Genomic DNA, 15903 nt, shown 5'->3' on the forward strand with positions numbered 1-15903 from the left:
GCCCCTAACATAGCAGGCGATCGCTTTGTTCCCCTCAATTTGGCATTTAAAGCGATCGCTATAACTTAGAACAAAAGCATCGTAGCTCATCCTTTAAGATACTAAGGGCAGTTCTGTAGAACCTGACCCTAAATGTATCGTTCATCACTTGTGAGTACGTGCTATGCAGTGGCTAAGCGAGCGATCGCTCATGGCAGTCCCGACGGTGGCAGGCAGCGACAACCAGGGAACTGTTGCTGAATTAGTAATTTTTCTGATCGTCTTGTTGCTGGTTGCCACCGGGGTTGCCCTACTATCTCGACGATTACGGATTCCCTACATTACAGGGTTAGTATTGGCAGGGTTAGCGATTACAGAGCTTTTGCCGGGTCGCATCCGTCTGGATTCTTCTCTGATTTTTAATCTTTTTTTGCCGATTCTACTTTTTGAATCGGCAATTAATACTGACATCAGTCGTCTACGCAGCACGTTTAAACCCATTGCCTTGTTAGCAGGAGTGGGATTTCCCCTCTGCGCTGCCATCACCTCAGTCTTGCTGAAACTAGAACTGGGCTTAGATTGGGTACCAGCCTTGCTGGTTGGGGTCATTTTGTCAATTACAGATACCGCCTTAGTCATTGCGGTTTTCAAGGAAGTGTCTGTTCCCCACCGACTGGTCACTCTCGTAGAGGGTGAAAGCTTAGTCAACGATGATGTGGCGCTGGTTTTATTTAGCCTGATCTTGACTGCAAATTCAACCGGGTCATTAACGCCCCTCGATGTCGTACAGGAATTTTTGTTCGTAATCGTCGGCGGAGTCTTAGTCGGCTTAGCCTTGGGCTACCTGAGTATTGGTTTATTTAGCCAAGCAGACGATCCTCTCAGCGTGATTCTACTCACGATTGCCGTAGCGCTGGGAGCCTTTCAACTAGGCGAATTTTTCCACGTATCCGGTGTGGTTGCCGTTGTGGTAGCAGGACTGATTGTGGGTAACTTGGGGGTTTCTCGCAGTACCTCTGCTTCCACTCAAGTGACCTTGTTCAGTTTCTGGGAATTTGCCGGGTTTGGTGTCAATACCTTTATTTTCTTACTCATCGGCTTAGAGATTAATCTCGTCACCCTTTGGCAGACGCTTCCAGCCGTTCTCCTCGCACTGATTGCCTACCAAGTCGGGAGGGCGCTCACCGTTTATCCACTCTTGGACTTGGTGCGTTTTTTTGACAAACCCATTCCGGTGAAATGGCGGCACGTTCTCTTTTTAGGCAATATTAAAGGCTCGCTTTCAACCGCCTTGGCGTTAAGCTTACCCGCTAATTTGCCAGGGCGAGATAAGCTGGTTGTCATTGTCTTAGGGATTGTGCTGCTGTCGTTGGTGGGACAGGGAGTAAGTTTACCTGGATTTATAAGACGTTTAAAGCTCGATCGCCATTCCGAATCACGGCAGCAGATCGAAGAATTGCAAGCTCAATTGATGACTTCCAAAGCAGCGCAGGATGAGTTAGAAAGTCTCTTGAAATCGGGAGTTTTACCAAAATCAATCTACGAAGAGATGCGAGCCGCTTATCAGGTGCGAGTGGCAGCTTCTGAAAGAGCGTTGCGGGAGATATATAATCAGCGTCCCGAAGATGCTGCTGCTGAAAGTAGCGATCTTCTAAAATTAGACGCGATTCGTCGGCAATTACTATTGGCAGAAAAGCAGGTACTTAATGACGCCCTCCGCAGGCGAATTCTCTCAGAAGAAGTGGTGCAAGAACGCATCAAAACCATTAACGAGCAACTTCTAAGTTTGGAAGATGACTAGAACACAACCCTAGGAAATCAATCACCTGATGTAACTTTTCCGATTTCGTGACAACTAGCACGGTGGCTCCCGCCTCTAGCACTGTCTTGCCATTCGGAATTACGAGATCGGTTTGGGAATGGGATTGATAGCCAATAATTAAGGAACCACTGGGAAACCGGGAATCCTGAGCGACTTGTAACACGGTACGACCCGCAATGTCAGACTCCGGTGGCACTTTGAGTTTGAAGACTTCTACCTGACCCTGCTCAAAGTGCATCATCGATTCTACTTGGGGATATTCGATAGCATTTACCATCGTGGTCACGGCTAGGTCAACCGTACTGATGACATGATGCGCTCCCGCAATCCGATAAGGTTCGGCAAAATCACTTTGGCGCATCCGAGTCACGATATGGGAGACGCCATAGTGCTTGGCAAGTGTCACCATTGCCAGATTTAAAGCATCATTGCGGAGGGCGGCAACAAGCGCATTTGCCTTGCGAATTCCTGCTTCTATTAGCACTTGCGTACTGACGGCACTGCCTTCAAAAGCCATCGCTCCTACTTGTTCGCGAGCATACCGGCAGGCGGTGGGATCGGGATCGATGACGGCAACCGTGTGTCCCAATTCTACTAATTGTTGGGCTAAGTTCAGCCCGACCAGCCCTGCTCCACCAATCAACACGTACATAGCTCACTCACCTCTGTTGCAGGTATTTACGTCTGACCCTCAAAATCTACAGTGTAGTTGCTGGCGGCGAGAGTAGTAAATTATTCAAATGGGCGATCGCGTTTTTGAATTTGAACTGCAAAGGACAAGGCAGCAAGCGTGTCAAAAGTTAGCACGTTAGGCAGTTGAAATTTTTAATCTCGAAAAACCTTCCTTCTCATTCTTGAGCAGGCACTTGCCAAATCTTAATGCTGCCGTCATTACTGCCACTCGCTATTTGCCCATCGGGACTGAAGGCAAAGGAATTTACTTGACTGTCATCTCCTGCCAGAGTGCTTTTGAGTTCGCCAGTGCGAGGATTCCACAGCTTGATAGTATTATCTAAACTGCCACTGGCTAACGTTTGCCCCTTGGGACTGAAAGCAACAGAATTAATTAAGGTGGCATTTCCCTTCAGGGTGGCGATCGCTCGGCACTTGTTCTTGTCCTTGCTGCAACACCGCACCGGGATCGCCCCCCTACAGGGCAACAATCACCGCCAGAACGATTGTCCCGCCACCCCCAACTAGAGGCCCAGAAACCCCACCCTCGCGCCTGTCTTCAACGTTGCTGCTTTTACGACCGAATTCCCAGCGCATAGCTTCAAGTCTCCAAACTACTCAACCGGACAGATGTTACCAAGGTGCTATTTCACCTAACCCAGACTTTCCACAACCTATGAAAAATATTAGCGATCGCCTTCACTTTCCCCAATTTGTCGGAAATGAAAATTTTATTTATTCTTAATATATTCATAAATCAGTGATTATACGGTAAAGACTTATGATCCAAAATTGTATTGTGGAGGTAGATGTATCAAACATTTTAAAATCTAGTTTACTTAATTAGCTATATTTAAGGTCATAATTATAACCTTATATCGGTTGATTCAAAGGAAAAATACTTTCTTTATCTCCCCAATTTCAGATATTCTTTTGCCATAATACTTAATAAGTAATTTACCCCCTTTCAACCCTTGTTCCGCATCTATGAAACTCAATTGCCAGCTTGCCCTGTACTCCTTCCTAGCTCGGTTCGGATTGCTTAAGAAAAGTTATACCGCCAAAATTATGTTGGTGGCATTTTTAGGCACTCACGTACCACTTTTAACCTTACTGACTACTTTCATTATTTCAAACTCTTATTCTTGGGAAATGACAGTGCGAGTTCTAGTTATTGCTCTGTTGGCTACCTTAGCAGGTACAGCAGCCACTCTGTATGCACTACGCCACCTCCTCGCCCCAGTCATTTTGACATCTGCTGCATTGCAAGACTATTTAAATACCAAAAAATTACCCGAACTGCCCACAGAATTTGCCGATGAAGCAGGCACATTGATGGCAGATACCTCGCAAACGATTCATAAATTAGATGAATTAATTCACTACATCAGTAACTACGATGCACTGACTGGATTACCCAATCGAGATTTATTCCGCAATCGCCTGCATCAGACAGTATCCCAATCTGAAAACAATCAGCGGCTGCTTGCAGTGCTTTTGCTGGGTATCGACGATTTCACTGACATGAGTCATACCTTGGAGCAGGAAACATTAAATTTGCTGTTAAGAGCAATTGCCCAGCGTTTGACAACCTGTACGAGTCAAACAGATATCTTGGCTCATATAAGTGAAGATGAATTTGCGATCACTCTGACGGAAATTTCCTCCTTTGAGAGCGCGATCAAGCTATCCCAGTTGGTAGTCAGTACGCTAGCAAAACCCTTCTTTTTAGAGGGTACCTCGATTCGGATTACAGCCAGTATTGGTATCGCAATTAATGACCTAGAAGATCGCAATGGTGTGGATAAACTGTTGCAACAGGCTCGTCTGGGGCTATATCAGGCGAAACAACAAGGACGTAGCCAATATCAGTTCTATTCACCAGAAGTAAATGCTCAGTTGCAGGAACGACTAGCGTTAGAAAATGAATTACATGGGGCGGTTGAGCGCAACGAAATGGTGGTTTATTACCAACCATTGATTGATTTGCACAGCAGACAAATCACGGCAATGGAAGCGCTAGTTCGTTGGCAGCACCCGACGCGGGGTTTGGTTTCTCCCGCCAAGTTTATTCCGATTGCAGAAGCCAATGGTTCGATTGTGCCAATTGGGGAATGGGTTTTGCGAACTGCCTGCGCCCAAACTCGTGCTTGGCAGCTTGCCGGACTCCCTCCGATTCGGATATCGGTGAATCTGTCAGCTCGACAGTTTGAACAACCGAATCTAGTCGAAGTCGTCAGCCAAATCCTTGAGGAAACCGGACTAACAGCATCTTACCTGGAACTCGAAGTCACTGAAAGCTTCCTGATGGGGGACGTTCAGCGATCTGTTAATACCTTAGAGCAATTACGAGAACTAGGTATATTGCTGGCTTTAGATGACTTCGGCACCGGCTATTCCTCCTTGAACTACTTGAAGCGCTTTCCCGTTACGATGCTCAAGATCGATCGGTCATTTGTGCAGGATGTGACATCCAATCCTGATAGCGCCGCTGTGACCGATGCCATTATTGCCCTGTCAAAGAGCCTGCGGTTGAACATTACGGCAGAGGGCATAGAAACCCAAGAACAGCTTGACTACCTGCAAAAACGGGGATGTGAAGAAGGTCAGGGGTTCTACTTTAGTCGTCCTGTCCCCGCTGATGCGATCGCCCAAATGCTCAAAGAAAGTTCTCAGCAGATGGAAGCGATCGCTATCTAGGGAAATCTGACCTGGTGTTAGACTGCCTCACTGCACCTGTGGCGATCGCGTTTGTATGTGATATTGCGCGATCGCTATCCTCAAAAAGGTGTCTTTGCTTCTAGATGAAGGGTATCGTCATACAAAATATTAGTGCTAGTTGAGAATAATTGTAGGTTGAATTGAGCGATTCAGCGAAGCCCAACCAAGGCTTTTTAATGTTGGATTTTTGGACTCAAATCTCAAACTAAACTCATTTTTTTGCTTTTTCATTTTGGCACTTGCAAAATATTAATAATGCCGTCATTAGTGCCACTGACTATCGTCTGCCCATCAGGATTAAAGGCAAAAGAATTAACTTGGCTGTCATCTCCTGCCAGAGTGCTTTTGAGTTCGCCACTGCGAGGATTCCACAGCTTGATAGTATTATCTAAACTGCCACTGGCTAACGTCTGCCCCTTGGGGCTGAAGGCGACGGAATTAACCATAACTGCCTTTCCTTTGAGAGTGCTTTGCAGTTCTCCGGTGGCAAGATTCCAAATCTTGATTGTGCCGTCATTGCTGCCACTAGCTAATGTTTGCCCATCCGGACTGAAGGTGACAGAATTAACCCAGTCGGAATGCCCGGTGAGGGTGCGAATCCGGATGCCGTTGTTGGGATTCCAAAGCTTAATAGTTTGATCGGCACTCCCACTGGCTAATGTTTGCCCATCTGGGCTGAAGCTGACAGCATTAACTGCATCTAAATCCCCAGTCAGGGTGCGAATAAGTGTCCCAGTGCGGAGGTTCCAAAGCTTGATAGTTTTGTCTAAACCACCACTAGCTAATGTTTGCCCATCTGGACTGATGGCGAGACAGAGAACTGAATCGGAATCGCCAGTCAGGGTACGGATGAGTTCTCCGGTGGCCAGATTCCAAATTTTGATGCTGCCATCATAACTGCCAGAGGCTAGTAACGCAGGCATCTTGCTGACATCAGATGGGCTAATGGCGATCGCATGAACTGGTTTAGAATGCCCGGTGAGGGTGCGGATGCGTATCCCCTGTGCCAAATTCCAAATTTTGATGCTGTTGTCATCGCCGCTACTGGCAAGAATCTGCCCATCGGAGGTGATAGCGATCGCCTGAACATAGCTAGGATGTCCGGTAAGGATAGCAACAGGCTTGGCGGTTGGTTCAGACTCCGCGATCGCACTAAGATTTAAGGTGGAGTTTTCCAAGCTGACGAGTTTTGCAGAAGATTGGGGTATGCACCCAGTAACAGCTACTACTGCTGCGTATGCGATCGCCCTTACCACTTTCCCAGACTTAGGCTTTGAATTCATTGCAAGGTACCCAAGAATAACAGCAGGTTTATTCAGGATTGTTACAATAGAAATTTGGAACTTTCATCATCCCGTTGGATGACTATACCCCGTTATGTCCCTGCCAATTGTCGCTATTATCGGTCGCCCAAACGTGGGCAAATCTACTATTGTCAATCGTTTGGCAGGTGTACAAGATGCCATTGTGCATGACGAGCCTGGTGTGACACGCGATCGCACTTATCGCCGCGCCTTCTGGCAAGATCGGGAGTATGTAGTCGTGGACACGGGCGGATTAGTGTTTGATGATGACACCGAATTTCTCCCGATGATTCGGGAACAGGCAATGCTGGCGCTTGCAGAGGCAAAAGCGGCGATATTGGTGGTTGACGGTCAAGCCGGATTAACAACCTCAGATGAAGCGATCGCCCGATGGTTGCGTCAACAAACCGTACCTGTAGTGTTAGCCGTCAATAAATGCGAGTCACCAGAACAAGGTTTAACCCAAGCCTCGGAATTTTGGCAACTAGGATTAGGTGAACCTTTCCCCGTCTCTGGCATTCATGGCAACGGTACAGGCGAGTTACTTGACGAACTAATCAAATACTTGCCGAGTGCAGAAGAAATCGAAGAAACCGACGAAATTAAAGTTGCCATTGTCGGACGACCAAATGTCGGTAAATCGAGCTTGTTGAACGCCTTTGTCGGCGAAAATCGCTCCATCGTTAGCCCAATTTCAGGCACCACCCGCGATGCTATCGATACCGTTGTGGAACGGGACGAGAAAACCTACCGCTTGATCGATACAGCAGGGATTCGCAGAAAGAAAAACGTTGAGTACGGCGCAGAATTTTTTGGAATTAATCGCGCCTTCAAAGCTATCCGCCGTGCAGACGTGGTTCTGTTAGTCATTGACGCAGTTGATGGTGTCACCGAACAAGACCAAAAACTAGCAGGACGCATTGACGAAGAAGGGCGAGCTTGTGTAATTGTTGTTAACAAGTGGGACGCTATTGAAAAAGACTCTCACACGATCTACGAGTTTGAAGAAATCTTCAAACAACGACTGAGTTTTATCGAGTGGGCAGAAACAATCTTTGTCAGCGCTCAAACTGGACAACGAGTAGAGAAAATTCTAGAGTTGGTGAACGTAGCCGCCGAAGAACACAAGCGACGAGTAACCACCGCCGTGATTAACGAAGTGCTACAAGAAGCGATTTCCTGGCACTCGCCCCCAACCACCAGACAAGGGAAACAAGGTAAAATCTACTACGGCACTCAGGTAAGCAGTCAACCGCCGGCGATCGCGCTATTTGTTAACGAACCCAAGCGCTTTAACGACAACTACCGTCGCTACATCGAACGTCAATTCCGACAACAGCTAGGCTTTAAGGGAACACCCTTGCGCTTGATGTGGCGAGGCAAAAAAGTCCGCGAAGTCGAAGCAGGGAACCGAAACCGAGCCACTCGTGTATAAATTTTAAAGCGATTTTTGGGGACGATCGGGGAGTTGAACCATTACTGGTTCTTCCTCCAACCTCCCGTTCTTCCCAAAATAGCGCCTGATTTTGGATGCAAAGATTTTGGACAGGGAAGAGAATCTAAAATCTAAAAGCTAAAATCTAAAATCTAAAATCTAAAATCGGAATATGGATTTACTGCGAAGTCTGCCACTGGGACTGTACCTCGAACAACCGATTACCTGGCTGCATAACCTTGACCCACGGGTGAAAATAGCTTGGTTGATGAGCTTTCTCATAGCGCCAGTCCTAGCAAATCCCTACTGGCGCATAGGTCTAGCACTAATACTAATTATTATTACTTTCAGTGCCGCTATCCCCTTGCGCGTTTGGCGACAGCAAATGGGTTGGCTATTAATGGTAAGTTTTTTTGTGTTCATCCTGAGCGCGATCGCCCCCGACGCATTAGCATCTGACTATCAGCGTCGTCTTCCATCAGATGAAATAGCCTTTACAGTAAAGGCGAAGCCTTCAGCAGAGCAATCCAGACAACAGCCGACAAAGAATAACCAGAATGCTTCGCCCGTAAAGTCGCAAGCAACAAACTCCACAAACTACCGCTATGTCCTGTTTCACCAAGGGCCGATTAAAATTACTCGCAAGTCCCTGGATCTAGCAATAAGCGTCAGTACCTTACTGTTTATCCTGATTTACAGCACTAACCTCTTTTTGCTCACAACCGCACCAGAAGAAATTACTGCTGGTATGGAAAGCTTAATGCGACCCTTGCGCCGCTTCAAATTGCCCGTAACAGAAATTGCCCTCACCTTGACCCTTTCCCTACGCTTCATTCCCTTAGTTCTAGAAGAAATACAGAATTTAATTCGTTCCGTGCGAACGCGGGCGATAAACTGGAAAAAGTTAGGTCTCCGTAAAAGTCTGCAAGTCTGGTTGCTGGTAGCCGAACGACTACTGGAAAATCTCCTCCTACGAGCCGATCAAATCGCCAGTGCCATGAACGTACGCGGCTTCACCAGTCCTGATCGGCATCGCGTTCAGTGGCACCAGCTGCGCCTTAAGAGGGGCGATCTGGTAGCGCTGGTGAGTTTGGTTGTACTATGGGGAGCGCGGCTGATTTGGGGATGGGAAACATAAGTTATGAGTTTTGAATTAATAACTCCTCGCCTCCTAGATAATGACTAATGACTAAAGATGCAACCTTGGTACTGGCGATCGCTTCCTCTACAATATCGAACTGGATCAATAGTATTCGCTGCATTATTTCTGGATTCTCAAATTGCTACCCTTCTAGAAAGTCCCTATACTGAAAGCTCTAATCAAACTAAAAACTCCCTAACTCGATACTCCATCTGTGCTGGTGTCCCCCGAATTGTGGATGGACAGCCTCAGATGTGGACACCACCTATAGGCGAGATTCTCCCCTTCCTACGCCGAAAGCTGCAACAATCAGGGAAAACAGACAACCCCACCTCAGCCGAAGCCCTTCCTTTTACTGGTGGCTGGCTGGGGTGGTTAGGTTATGACCTTGCTTGGGAGATTGAGCAATTACCCAATCTCAAAACCGACCCGTTGCCGTTCCCAGTCGCTTATTGGTATGAACCAGCGTCTTTCGCCGTTCTCGACCACTGGGAACAAACCCTTTGGTTAGCAGCTAGCGACCCCTCTGAACTCGACTTGTTGCAAAGCCAACTAGAACAGAAAAGCTGGGAAGACAGGGAAGGAAAATTCCCCAATCCCCAATCACCAATCACCAATCCCCAACCTCCTCACGTCCATCTCTTTTCATCCCAAACTGATTACGAAGACGCTGTGCGCCAAGCCAAAAAGTATATCCAGGCTGGAGATATCTTTCAGGCAAATCTTTCCCTGCGATTTGAGCAGCCCACCAATGCCCGCCCGTGGGATATTTATCAGGCGTTGCAGCACATTAATCCTTCCCCCTTCGCTAGCTATTGGCAGACACCTTGGGGAGCGGTAATTAGCTGTTCTCCAGAACGATTGGTACAACTCTGGGAGGGAGAAGCGCAGACGCGACCAATTGCCGGGACGCGATCGCGCGGCACTACCCCAACCCTCGACGAACAACTAGCTCGTGACTTGATCGCCAACGTCAAAGAAAGAGCCGAACACATCATGTTGGTGGATCTAGAGCGTAACGACCTGGGGCGCGTTTGTCAGTGGGGTTCTGTAAAAGTCAATGAACTTTTCACTATAGAGCGGTACAGCCATGTTATGCACCTCGTCAGCAACGTTATCGGCACGATTAGCCCAAACTACGATACCGTTGACTTAATTCGCGCCCTCTTCCCCGGAGGTACCATCACAGGTTGCCCTAAAGTCCGGTGTATGGAAATCATTGAAGAACTTGAACCCGTGCGTCGCAGCTTGTTCTACGGTTCCTGTGGTTATCTTGATTGGCGGGGACACCTGGACTTAAATATTTTGATCCGCACCCTCCTTTATACCCAGGGGGACAATAAAGCTGTTGTTTACGGGCAAGTTGGCGCAGGGATCGTTGCGGATAGCGATCCTGAGCGAGAATGGCATGAATCTTTATACAAAGCTCAAGCTCTGCTGGCAGCACTGAACAGTTTTAATATCAGTGGGTAGGAAAAGACGGAGATCCTGTCTGTCAGCGATCGCTGGAAAAACAACTACCGGCAGATAACACAAATATGACAACTACCACTTCATCCCAGTGGCTCCAAATCAAGCTATCATCTGCATAGTTTTAAACGGAGTCAACTCCCTGAGTATAAAAAGAGGGGGCTAGCGCGAGTCAAACTGCCATCTCCACTCTTTGACTCTTCCCAATCCCCAAGCTAGGGATGGGTATTCCTTATGTGAATGTTAATGAGTACCGAAACCTATCTGAATCACCCAACATTTGGTCTACTTTACAGAGTCTGTTTACTGGAAGACAACCAGGAACTATTCACCACCCTGTATGCACAGCGTCTATTTTTTTTGGTCAACACCACACCCACGGGAATTAAATTTGAACCAATTGGTCGCAACGATGCTCGTCTTATGGTAGAAAACCGTATGCGGATGCTCCGTCGCAGCAGCCAATTACAGGAGTACGATAAGCTTCAGGTTATTCACAAGCAAACATTTTGCTAAGAGATAAAATTAAAAATTAACAATTAAAATTAAAAATAAACTTTTTTGATTTATAATTATACATTTTTAATTTTATCTCCTAAAGCTGCCCTGCCGATGTTTAAGTACGATCCCCATGCACTTTAAAAAGGCTTTCATGCAAAAAGTGAAAAATTCATTTTGAACATGAAAGCGTTTTTTAACCCCTAGTCCCTTTTGAAGATAGGTCTAATGACCGGAGACTTAGCGCAACGAATTGTCAAGATTCGTCAACAATTACCAGAATCTGTTCGCCTGATCGCAGTCACTAAACAAGTGTCGGTAGATGCCATGCGGGAAGCTTATGCTGCTGGAGTAAGAGATTTTGGCGAAAGTCGCACACCAGAAGCCGAACTCAAACAAGCCGAACTCCAAGACTTACCAGACATCACCTGGCATCTAATAGGACATCTCCAGAGCAATAAAGCCCGAAAAGCCCTAGAGTTATTTCAGTGGATTCACTCCGTGGATAGCTTAAAATTAGCCCAGCGACTCAATCAACTGGCTAACGAGCTGTCCTTGTCGCCACAAGTCTGCCTGCAAGTCAAAATTCTGCCTGATCCCAACAAGTATGGCTGGAGTGTTCCGGAACTGCTTGCCGATTTACCAGCCCTAAATCAGTGCTACAATCTGCAAATTCAAGGTTTGATGACAATTCCGCCTTTCGCACTAAAGCCGCCAGAAATTCGCTCAGTATTTGAGAGTACCAGCGAATTAGCTGATAAAATCGGGCAACAAAACTGGTTAAATATTCAAATGCAGCAGCTATCGATGGGGATGTCAGATGATTACCCTCTAGCTGTGGAAGCTGGAGCGACGATGGTGCGTTTGGGGAGAATTATTTTTGGCCAACGGAATCCTTGAGAAGCCTTTCCACGCCTGAAGAAGACAAGAATTCTGAAGATAAGGGTAGGGTAAGGGATAAGACATCAGCTATTATATTGCCAACACGACTATATGATTGTTATTGTCGTTTCTTTAACCAAGACTTCTGTCTCAAGGGTGCTATGTAAAATAATCCCCAGAGTAAACCTGAAGTTGTGATGGAGCGTGAACTGTGAATAATATTTTTTCCAAACTGCGAGATTTCGTGGGACTCAACGAGCCTGCCAGTTATGAGTACGATGAGTACGAAGAACCAGACGGCGAAGAGTACCAAAACATCTATCAGGAACAGCATCCTCAGCAAACACCAGAGGAAGAACGCCGCCAGAGTCGTCGGACACGGGATACAAGAGCTGTTGTACGAGAAGTAGAAATGGGGTCAACAATGAATAATGTGATTGGGATGCCCGGAGCCGTAAATGGCATTTCTGAAGTGGTAGTGATGGAACCGCGTTCTTTTGAAGAAATGCCCCAGGCGATACAAGCTTTGCGGGAGCGGAAGTCAGTTGTGTTAAACCTGACGATTATGGACCCAGATCAGGCGCAACGAGCTGTGGATTTTGTTGCTGGAGGCACCTACGCCATTGATGGACATCAAGAGCGAATTGGGGAAAGTATTTTTCTGTTTACACCAAGCTGTGTTCAGGTAAGTACCCAGACGGGCGTAGTTCACGAAGCTCCCCAACCGCAAGTCCGCATTTCTCGTCCCGCAGCTCCCGCTCCAGCTTGGTCAGCAGAACAGACGCGGATGGCGCAGTAAATGTTATGAGTTTTGAGTTATGAATTCAAAATTCAAAATTCAAAATTAATTTAAGTGATGGGGGCAAGGTTGTCCATCAAGTTTGGCATGATTGGCGGCGGGGTAATGGGAGAAGCTCTGTTATCTCGCCTGATAGCTCAGCAGATTTATCCGGCTGAGGAGATTTTGGTGAGTGACCCGCAACTACATCGGCGCGATTTTTTGGCGCAGCAGTACGGCGTACAGGTGACGGCAGACAATCGGGCGGTAGCAGCAAGTAATGTGCTGTTGTTGGCGGTTAAACCGCAGGTGTTTGAGGCGGTGGTGGCAGACTTGGCGGATGACGAGCGTGCCGAATCACCGCCGTTGGTGATTTCGATTATGGCGGGTGTTTCTTTGAGCCAGTTAGAAGCGGCTTTCTCGCTTTCAGGGGCGATCCGCGCCATGCCGAATACTCCGGCGACGGTGGGGGCGGGAATGACTGCTTTAGCACGCGGCAAACACGCCACTAATCACCACCTGGAAGAGGCAAAAGCTATCTTCCAGGCGGTAGGGGAAGTGGTGGAGGTGCCAGAATCCTTAATGGATGCGGTGACTGGGCTTTCGGGTTCAGGCCCCGGCTATGTGGCAATTATGGTGGAAGCTCTTACGGATGGGGGTGTCGCTGCTGGGTTGCCAAGAGCGATCGCGTCTTCGTTAGCTCTCCAAACTGTACTGGGTACAGCCCAACTTTTGCACGAATCCGGGCTACATCCCGCCGAGTTGAAAGACCGCGTTACCAGTCCCGGTGGTACTACTATTGCTGGGATCGCACAGTTAGAGCGTTCGGGTTTCCGTTCAGCTTTGATTGAAGCAGTTGTGGCAGCTTCCCGGCGATCGCAGGAGTTGGGAAAATAGTCGCAATAACTAATGGCTAATAGTAAAAGAGGAGTATGGCAATACGTCAAGCGATAAGGCTTGATACCCTCAACTCTCCTTTTTTAGCAGGGTGGTTTCATTTATTAAAAGAAAATTTTGTAACGTTGATTTTTGTTGGTGGTAGGGGCATGGCAATGCCATGCCCCTACAAAATGTTGCAATTTTCGATATTTTCTAAGGGTTGTATGAAACCACCCTGCTCAACTCTCTTTTTTAAGGGGTTGGAGGGATTAAATTTGCATCACAACATTAACCGAGATGTATTGATGGCTGTGGCTTCCTCAAATTAGCAATTCCTACTCTTGCTGTAACTTTTGCCCTAATTGAGGTTCGGTTCCGGCAAGTAGGCGTTCAATGTTGCCCCTGTGTAGCCAGATAACGTAGATCCCACCAGCGATCGCAAATAGCAGGTAGGGTAAGGGCTGTTTCAGGAGAATCATCAGCAGAGTAACTGCGATCGCTCCGGCAATGGAACTGAGGGAAACTATTCGGGAGAAGGCGAGAAATACGCCAAATACTGCCACAGTGCCTAATGCTACTGGCACCGACATGGCTAATAAAACGCCAATGCTAGTGGCAACTGATTTTCCACCCCTGAAGGAAAGCCAGATAGATTTGCTGTGACCCAAGAGTGCGCCTAAGGCGGTACCAGCGACTAGCCAAGGTTGCCAGGTGGCAGGTAAAAGAGGCGTGGGAGCAAAGGTATACAAAGCGTAAACCAGAGCGATCGCGCCTATCCCCTTCAACATATCAATCAGTAACACCATCGCTGCTGGGCCTTTCCCCAAAGTCCTCAGCACATTGGTAGCACCAGTCGAACCTGATCCCTGTTCTCGAATATCAATCCCTTTAAGCCAGCGTCCCGCCAAATAACCCGTAGGAAGCGAGCCTAGTAGATAGGCTGCTATTAACAATCCTCCACTGACAGCGTACTGTAGCATCATCGCAAGCGTGCCTCTTACCTGTAGCTCGATTGTTAATATCTCATATCAGGGGACATCTGTTGAGGATCGGGCGCAAAAGCTAACCACAGAGGAAATTGCAGCAGCGACAGATTGATCAAGTCTTCTGTCTCATCAATGATAATCAAAGGCATCTGCCGTTCCTTAACCAGTCGATCTGCCTTTTGTACTAGGGCTTCTGCCGCCTCAAATAGAACAATCCCTCGCTCTGGGCCAAAATCAGCGCGGGAAATGCCCAGACAGTCCTGCAAACCCCGCCGCCATTCTCCCAGGCGTTCGGGAGAGTTAGCAAGAATTAAAGCGCGGACGCGATCGCCATACAGCGTATTTAGCACAGAAGTCACCGCCGAGGCGACCAGAATATTTTGCAAGCGGCTTCCCATCGTCCGCAGCGCGCCTCGTCCCCCCTGAGTGAAAAACCAGTTAGCAACTCGTTCCGCATGAACTGGTTCAAAAGTCCGGCGCAATTGCCACGGAGGGCCATAATAGTCTGGTCGCGTCCGATACTGGTCTAAAATACTGCGAATTTGTTTCGATGTCGATTGAAAACCCTGTTCCGTAAATTTAGGATTTGTCGGCGGTGCAGCGGCCGCTTTTGACTCTTCAACAACTGGCTTTGGCGTTTCCGATTCTTTCTGTAATTGCAATTCTTCAGCCGCCAGCACTAAATCCTGTAAGCTACCGACGAGATAATCTTTAAAGCCTTGCACTCTAATCGCTAGTTCTTGAGAAGTGCCAGCAAAAGTTCTTCGCATTTCCTCGCGGATGCGATCGCGCCGTCGTTCCAGTTGTTCCACGGCAATTTGTAGGGTTTGTTTGCGTTGCTCCAGTTCGCCTAAAGACTCTTGCATTAAGCGATTCATTACCGTTTGAGTTTGTACCACCTGCTCTTGCAGCATTTTATTGTGAGCAGCTTTTTGAGCGGCAATTTCCTGTATCAAAAACTGTTCTTGGCGTTGTAGATCAGCTACTCGTTGCTCTAACTCTGCTATAGAGTTCTCGACATCGGAGGTTGTGGGCGCAACGGTTGCCATTTCCGGCTCTAAATTCTCGCCGGATACTTCAACAACAATTACCGTTTGTTCCTCTAAATTGTCATCGGATGCTTCAACAATAGTTGCCGTTTGTAATTCTATATTGTCCTCTTCGGGTACTTCAACAACCGTTTCTGTTTCCGAGTCTAAATTATCCAATGTCTTAACAGTTGGCTCTTGATCTTCTTGGGTATGGATTTCGTCTGAATTCATTAGTCCGTAGTCCGTAGTCGGTAATCCTTAGTTTTTAGCTTCTACTGGTTAGTTTTTAGTCATTAGTCCCTAAT

At 47.4% G+C, this 15903-nt stretch carries 14 protein-coding genes and 1 pseudogene; 9 read left to right on the forward strand and 6 right to left on the reverse strand.

From position 1 onward, the window contains the following. The first annotated feature begins 190 nt into the window (after positions 1–190). Entirely contained in the window at positions 191–1780 is a 1590-nt protein-coding gene (locus tag H6F66_RS09325; protein WP_199294966.1) for a cation:proton antiporter, read from the forward strand. On the opposite strand, the gene H6F66_RS09330 is transcribed toward H6F66_RS09325, so the two are convergent. The 3 genes and pseudogenes from H6F66_RS09330 to H6F66_RS28305 all read right to left on the reverse strand — a co-directional run. Continuing rightward, on the reverse strand, positions 1746–2453 hold the full coding sequence (locus H6F66_RS09330; RefSeq protein WP_190420488.1) for a TrkA family potassium uptake protein: 708 nt from the start codon (positions 2451–2453) through the stop codon (positions 1746–1748). The genes H6F66_RS09325 and H6F66_RS09330 overlap by 35 nt on opposite strands. A gap of 196 nt (positions 2454–2649) precedes the next feature. Next, positions 2650–2937: a hypothetical protein gene (locus tag H6F66_RS09335; protein WP_199294957.1), complete on the reverse strand. Its 288-nt coding sequence runs from the start codon at positions 2935–2937 to the stop codon at positions 2650–2652. 16 nt (positions 2938–2953) lie between these two features. After that, a pseudogene (locus tag H6F66_RS28305) lies at positions 2954–3070 on the reverse strand (neutral zinc metallopeptidase); the annotation flags it as partial. 390 nt (positions 3071–3460) lie between these two features. Between H6F66_RS28305 and H6F66_RS09345 the strand changes: the two are divergent. Continuing rightward, entirely contained in the window at positions 3461–5173 is a 1713-nt protein-coding gene (locus H6F66_RS09345) for a bifunctional diguanylate cyclase/phosphodiesterase (RefSeq protein WP_190420492.1), read from the forward strand. Positions 5174–5421: 248 nt separating this feature from the next. Here H6F66_RS09345 and H6F66_RS09350 read toward each other — a convergent pair whose 3' ends face one another. Beyond that, the gene (locus H6F66_RS09350; RefSeq protein WP_190420494.1) at positions 5422–6477 is read right to left on the reverse strand and encodes a WD40 repeat domain-containing protein; all 1056 of its coding nucleotides are present in this window, start codon (positions 6475–6477) and stop codon (positions 5422–5424) included. Positions 6478–6571: 94 nt separating this feature from the next. On the opposite strand from H6F66_RS09350, the gene der reads away from it, so the two are divergent. The 7 genes from der (at position 6572) to proC (ending at position 13599) form a co-directional block, all read left to right on the forward strand. Beyond that, the gene (gene der / locus H6F66_RS09355; RefSeq protein ID WP_190420496.1) at positions 6572–7933 is read left to right on the forward strand and encodes a ribosome biogenesis GTPase Der; all 1362 of its coding nucleotides are present in this window, start codon (positions 6572–6574) and stop codon (positions 7931–7933) included. 172 nt (positions 7934–8105) lie between these two features. Then, entirely contained in the window at positions 8106–9071 is a 966-nt protein-coding gene (locus tag H6F66_RS09360; RefSeq protein ID WP_190420498.1) for a CbiQ family ECF transporter T component, read from the forward strand. Positions 9072–9128: 57 nt separating this feature from the next. After that, positions 9129–10547 carry an anthranilate synthase component I gene (locus tag H6F66_RS09365; RefSeq protein ID WP_190420500.1) on the forward strand — a complete coding sequence of 473 codons (1419 nt, stop codon included), beginning with the start codon at positions 9129–9131 and terminating at the stop codon, positions 10545–10547. A gap of 243 nt (positions 10548–10790) precedes the next feature. Next, positions 10791–11060: a transcriptional coactivator PipX gene (gene pipX, locus H6F66_RS09370; RefSeq protein ID WP_190420502.1), complete on the forward strand. Its 270-nt coding sequence runs from the start codon at positions 10791–10793 to the stop codon at positions 11058–11060. Between the two features lie 210 nt (positions 11061–11270). Beyond that, positions 11271–11942 carry a YggS family pyridoxal phosphate-dependent enzyme gene (locus H6F66_RS09375; protein ID WP_190420504.1) on the forward strand — a complete coding sequence of 224 codons (672 nt, stop codon included), beginning with the start codon at positions 11271–11273 and terminating at the stop codon, positions 11940–11942. Between the two features lie 193 nt (positions 11943–12135). Further along, complete coding sequence (locus tag H6F66_RS09380; RefSeq protein ID WP_190420506.1) at positions 12136–12723, forward strand: cell division protein SepF; 588 nt, start codon at positions 12136–12138, stop codon at positions 12721–12723. 69 nt (positions 12724–12792) lie between these two features. Further along, positions 12793–13599, forward strand: a complete 807-nt coding sequence (gene proC / locus H6F66_RS09385) for a pyrroline-5-carboxylate reductase (RefSeq protein ID WP_190420508.1) — start codon at positions 12793–12795, stop codon at positions 13597–13599. A gap of 317 nt (positions 13600–13916) precedes the next feature. Here proC and plsY read toward each other — a convergent pair whose 3' ends face one another. Next, positions 13917–14564, reverse strand: coding sequence for a glycerol-3-phosphate 1-O-acyltransferase PlsY (gene plsY / locus H6F66_RS09390; protein ID WP_190420509.1), 648 nt, complete (start codon positions 14562–14564; stop codon positions 13917–13919). A gap of 32 nt (positions 14565–14596) precedes the next feature. Further along, positions 14597–15829 carry a DUF3086 domain-containing protein gene (locus tag H6F66_RS09395; RefSeq protein ID WP_190420511.1) on the reverse strand — a complete coding sequence of 411 codons (1233 nt, stop codon included), beginning with the start codon at positions 15827–15829 and terminating at the stop codon, positions 14597–14599. Positions 15830–15903 lie beyond the last annotated feature (74 nt).

The sequence above is a fragment of the Trichocoleus sp. FACHB-6 genome (assembly GCF_014695815.1).
Taxonomy (GTDB): Bacteria; Cyanobacteriota; Cyanobacteriia; order Cyanobacteriales; family FACHB-T130; genus Funiculus; species Funiculus sociatus.

What these genes read in the sequence shown, in the direction of transcription:
- H6F66_RS09325 (WP_199294966.1), top strand. Translation starts at nt 191, where the DNA reads ATGGCAGTCCCGACGGTGGCAGGCAGCGACAACCAGGGAACTGTTGCT.
- H6F66_RS09330 (WP_190420488.1), bottom strand. Translation starts at nt 2,453, where the DNA reads ATGTACGTGTTGATTGGTGGAGCAGGGCTGGTCGGGCTGAACTTAGCC.
- H6F66_RS09345 (WP_190420492.1), top strand. Translation starts at nt 3,461, where the DNA reads ATGAAACTCAATTGCCAGCTTGCCCTGTACTCCTTCCTAGCTCGGTTC.
- H6F66_RS09350 (WP_190420494.1), bottom strand. Translation starts at nt 6,477, where the DNA reads ATGAATTCAAAGCCTAAGTCTGGGAAAGTGGTAAGGGCGATCGCATAC.
- der (WP_190420496.1), top strand. Translation starts at nt 6,572, where the DNA reads ATGTCCCTGCCAATTGTCGCTATTATCGGTCGCCCAAACGTGGGCAAA.
- H6F66_RS09360 (WP_190420498.1), top strand. Translation starts at nt 8,106, where the DNA reads ATGGATTTACTGCGAAGTCTGCCACTGGGACTGTACCTCGAACAACCG.
- H6F66_RS09365 (WP_190420500.1), top strand. Translation starts at nt 9,129, where the DNA reads ATGCAACCTTGGTACTGGCGATCGCTTCCTCTACAATATCGAACTGGA.
- pipX (WP_190420502.1), top strand. Translation starts at nt 10,791, where the DNA reads ATGAGTACCGAAACCTATCTGAATCACCCAACATTTGGTCTACTTTAC.
- H6F66_RS09375 (WP_190420504.1), top strand. Translation starts at nt 11,271, where the DNA reads ATGACCGGAGACTTAGCGCAACGAATTGTCAAGATTCGTCAACAATTA.
- plsY (WP_190420509.1), bottom strand. Translation starts at nt 14,564, where the DNA reads ATGATGCTACAGTACGCTGTCAGTGGAGGATTGTTAATAGCAGCCTAT.
- H6F66_RS09395 (WP_190420511.1), bottom strand. Translation starts at nt 15,829, where the DNA reads ATGAATTCAGACGAAATCCATACCCAAGAAGATCAAGAGCCAACTGTT.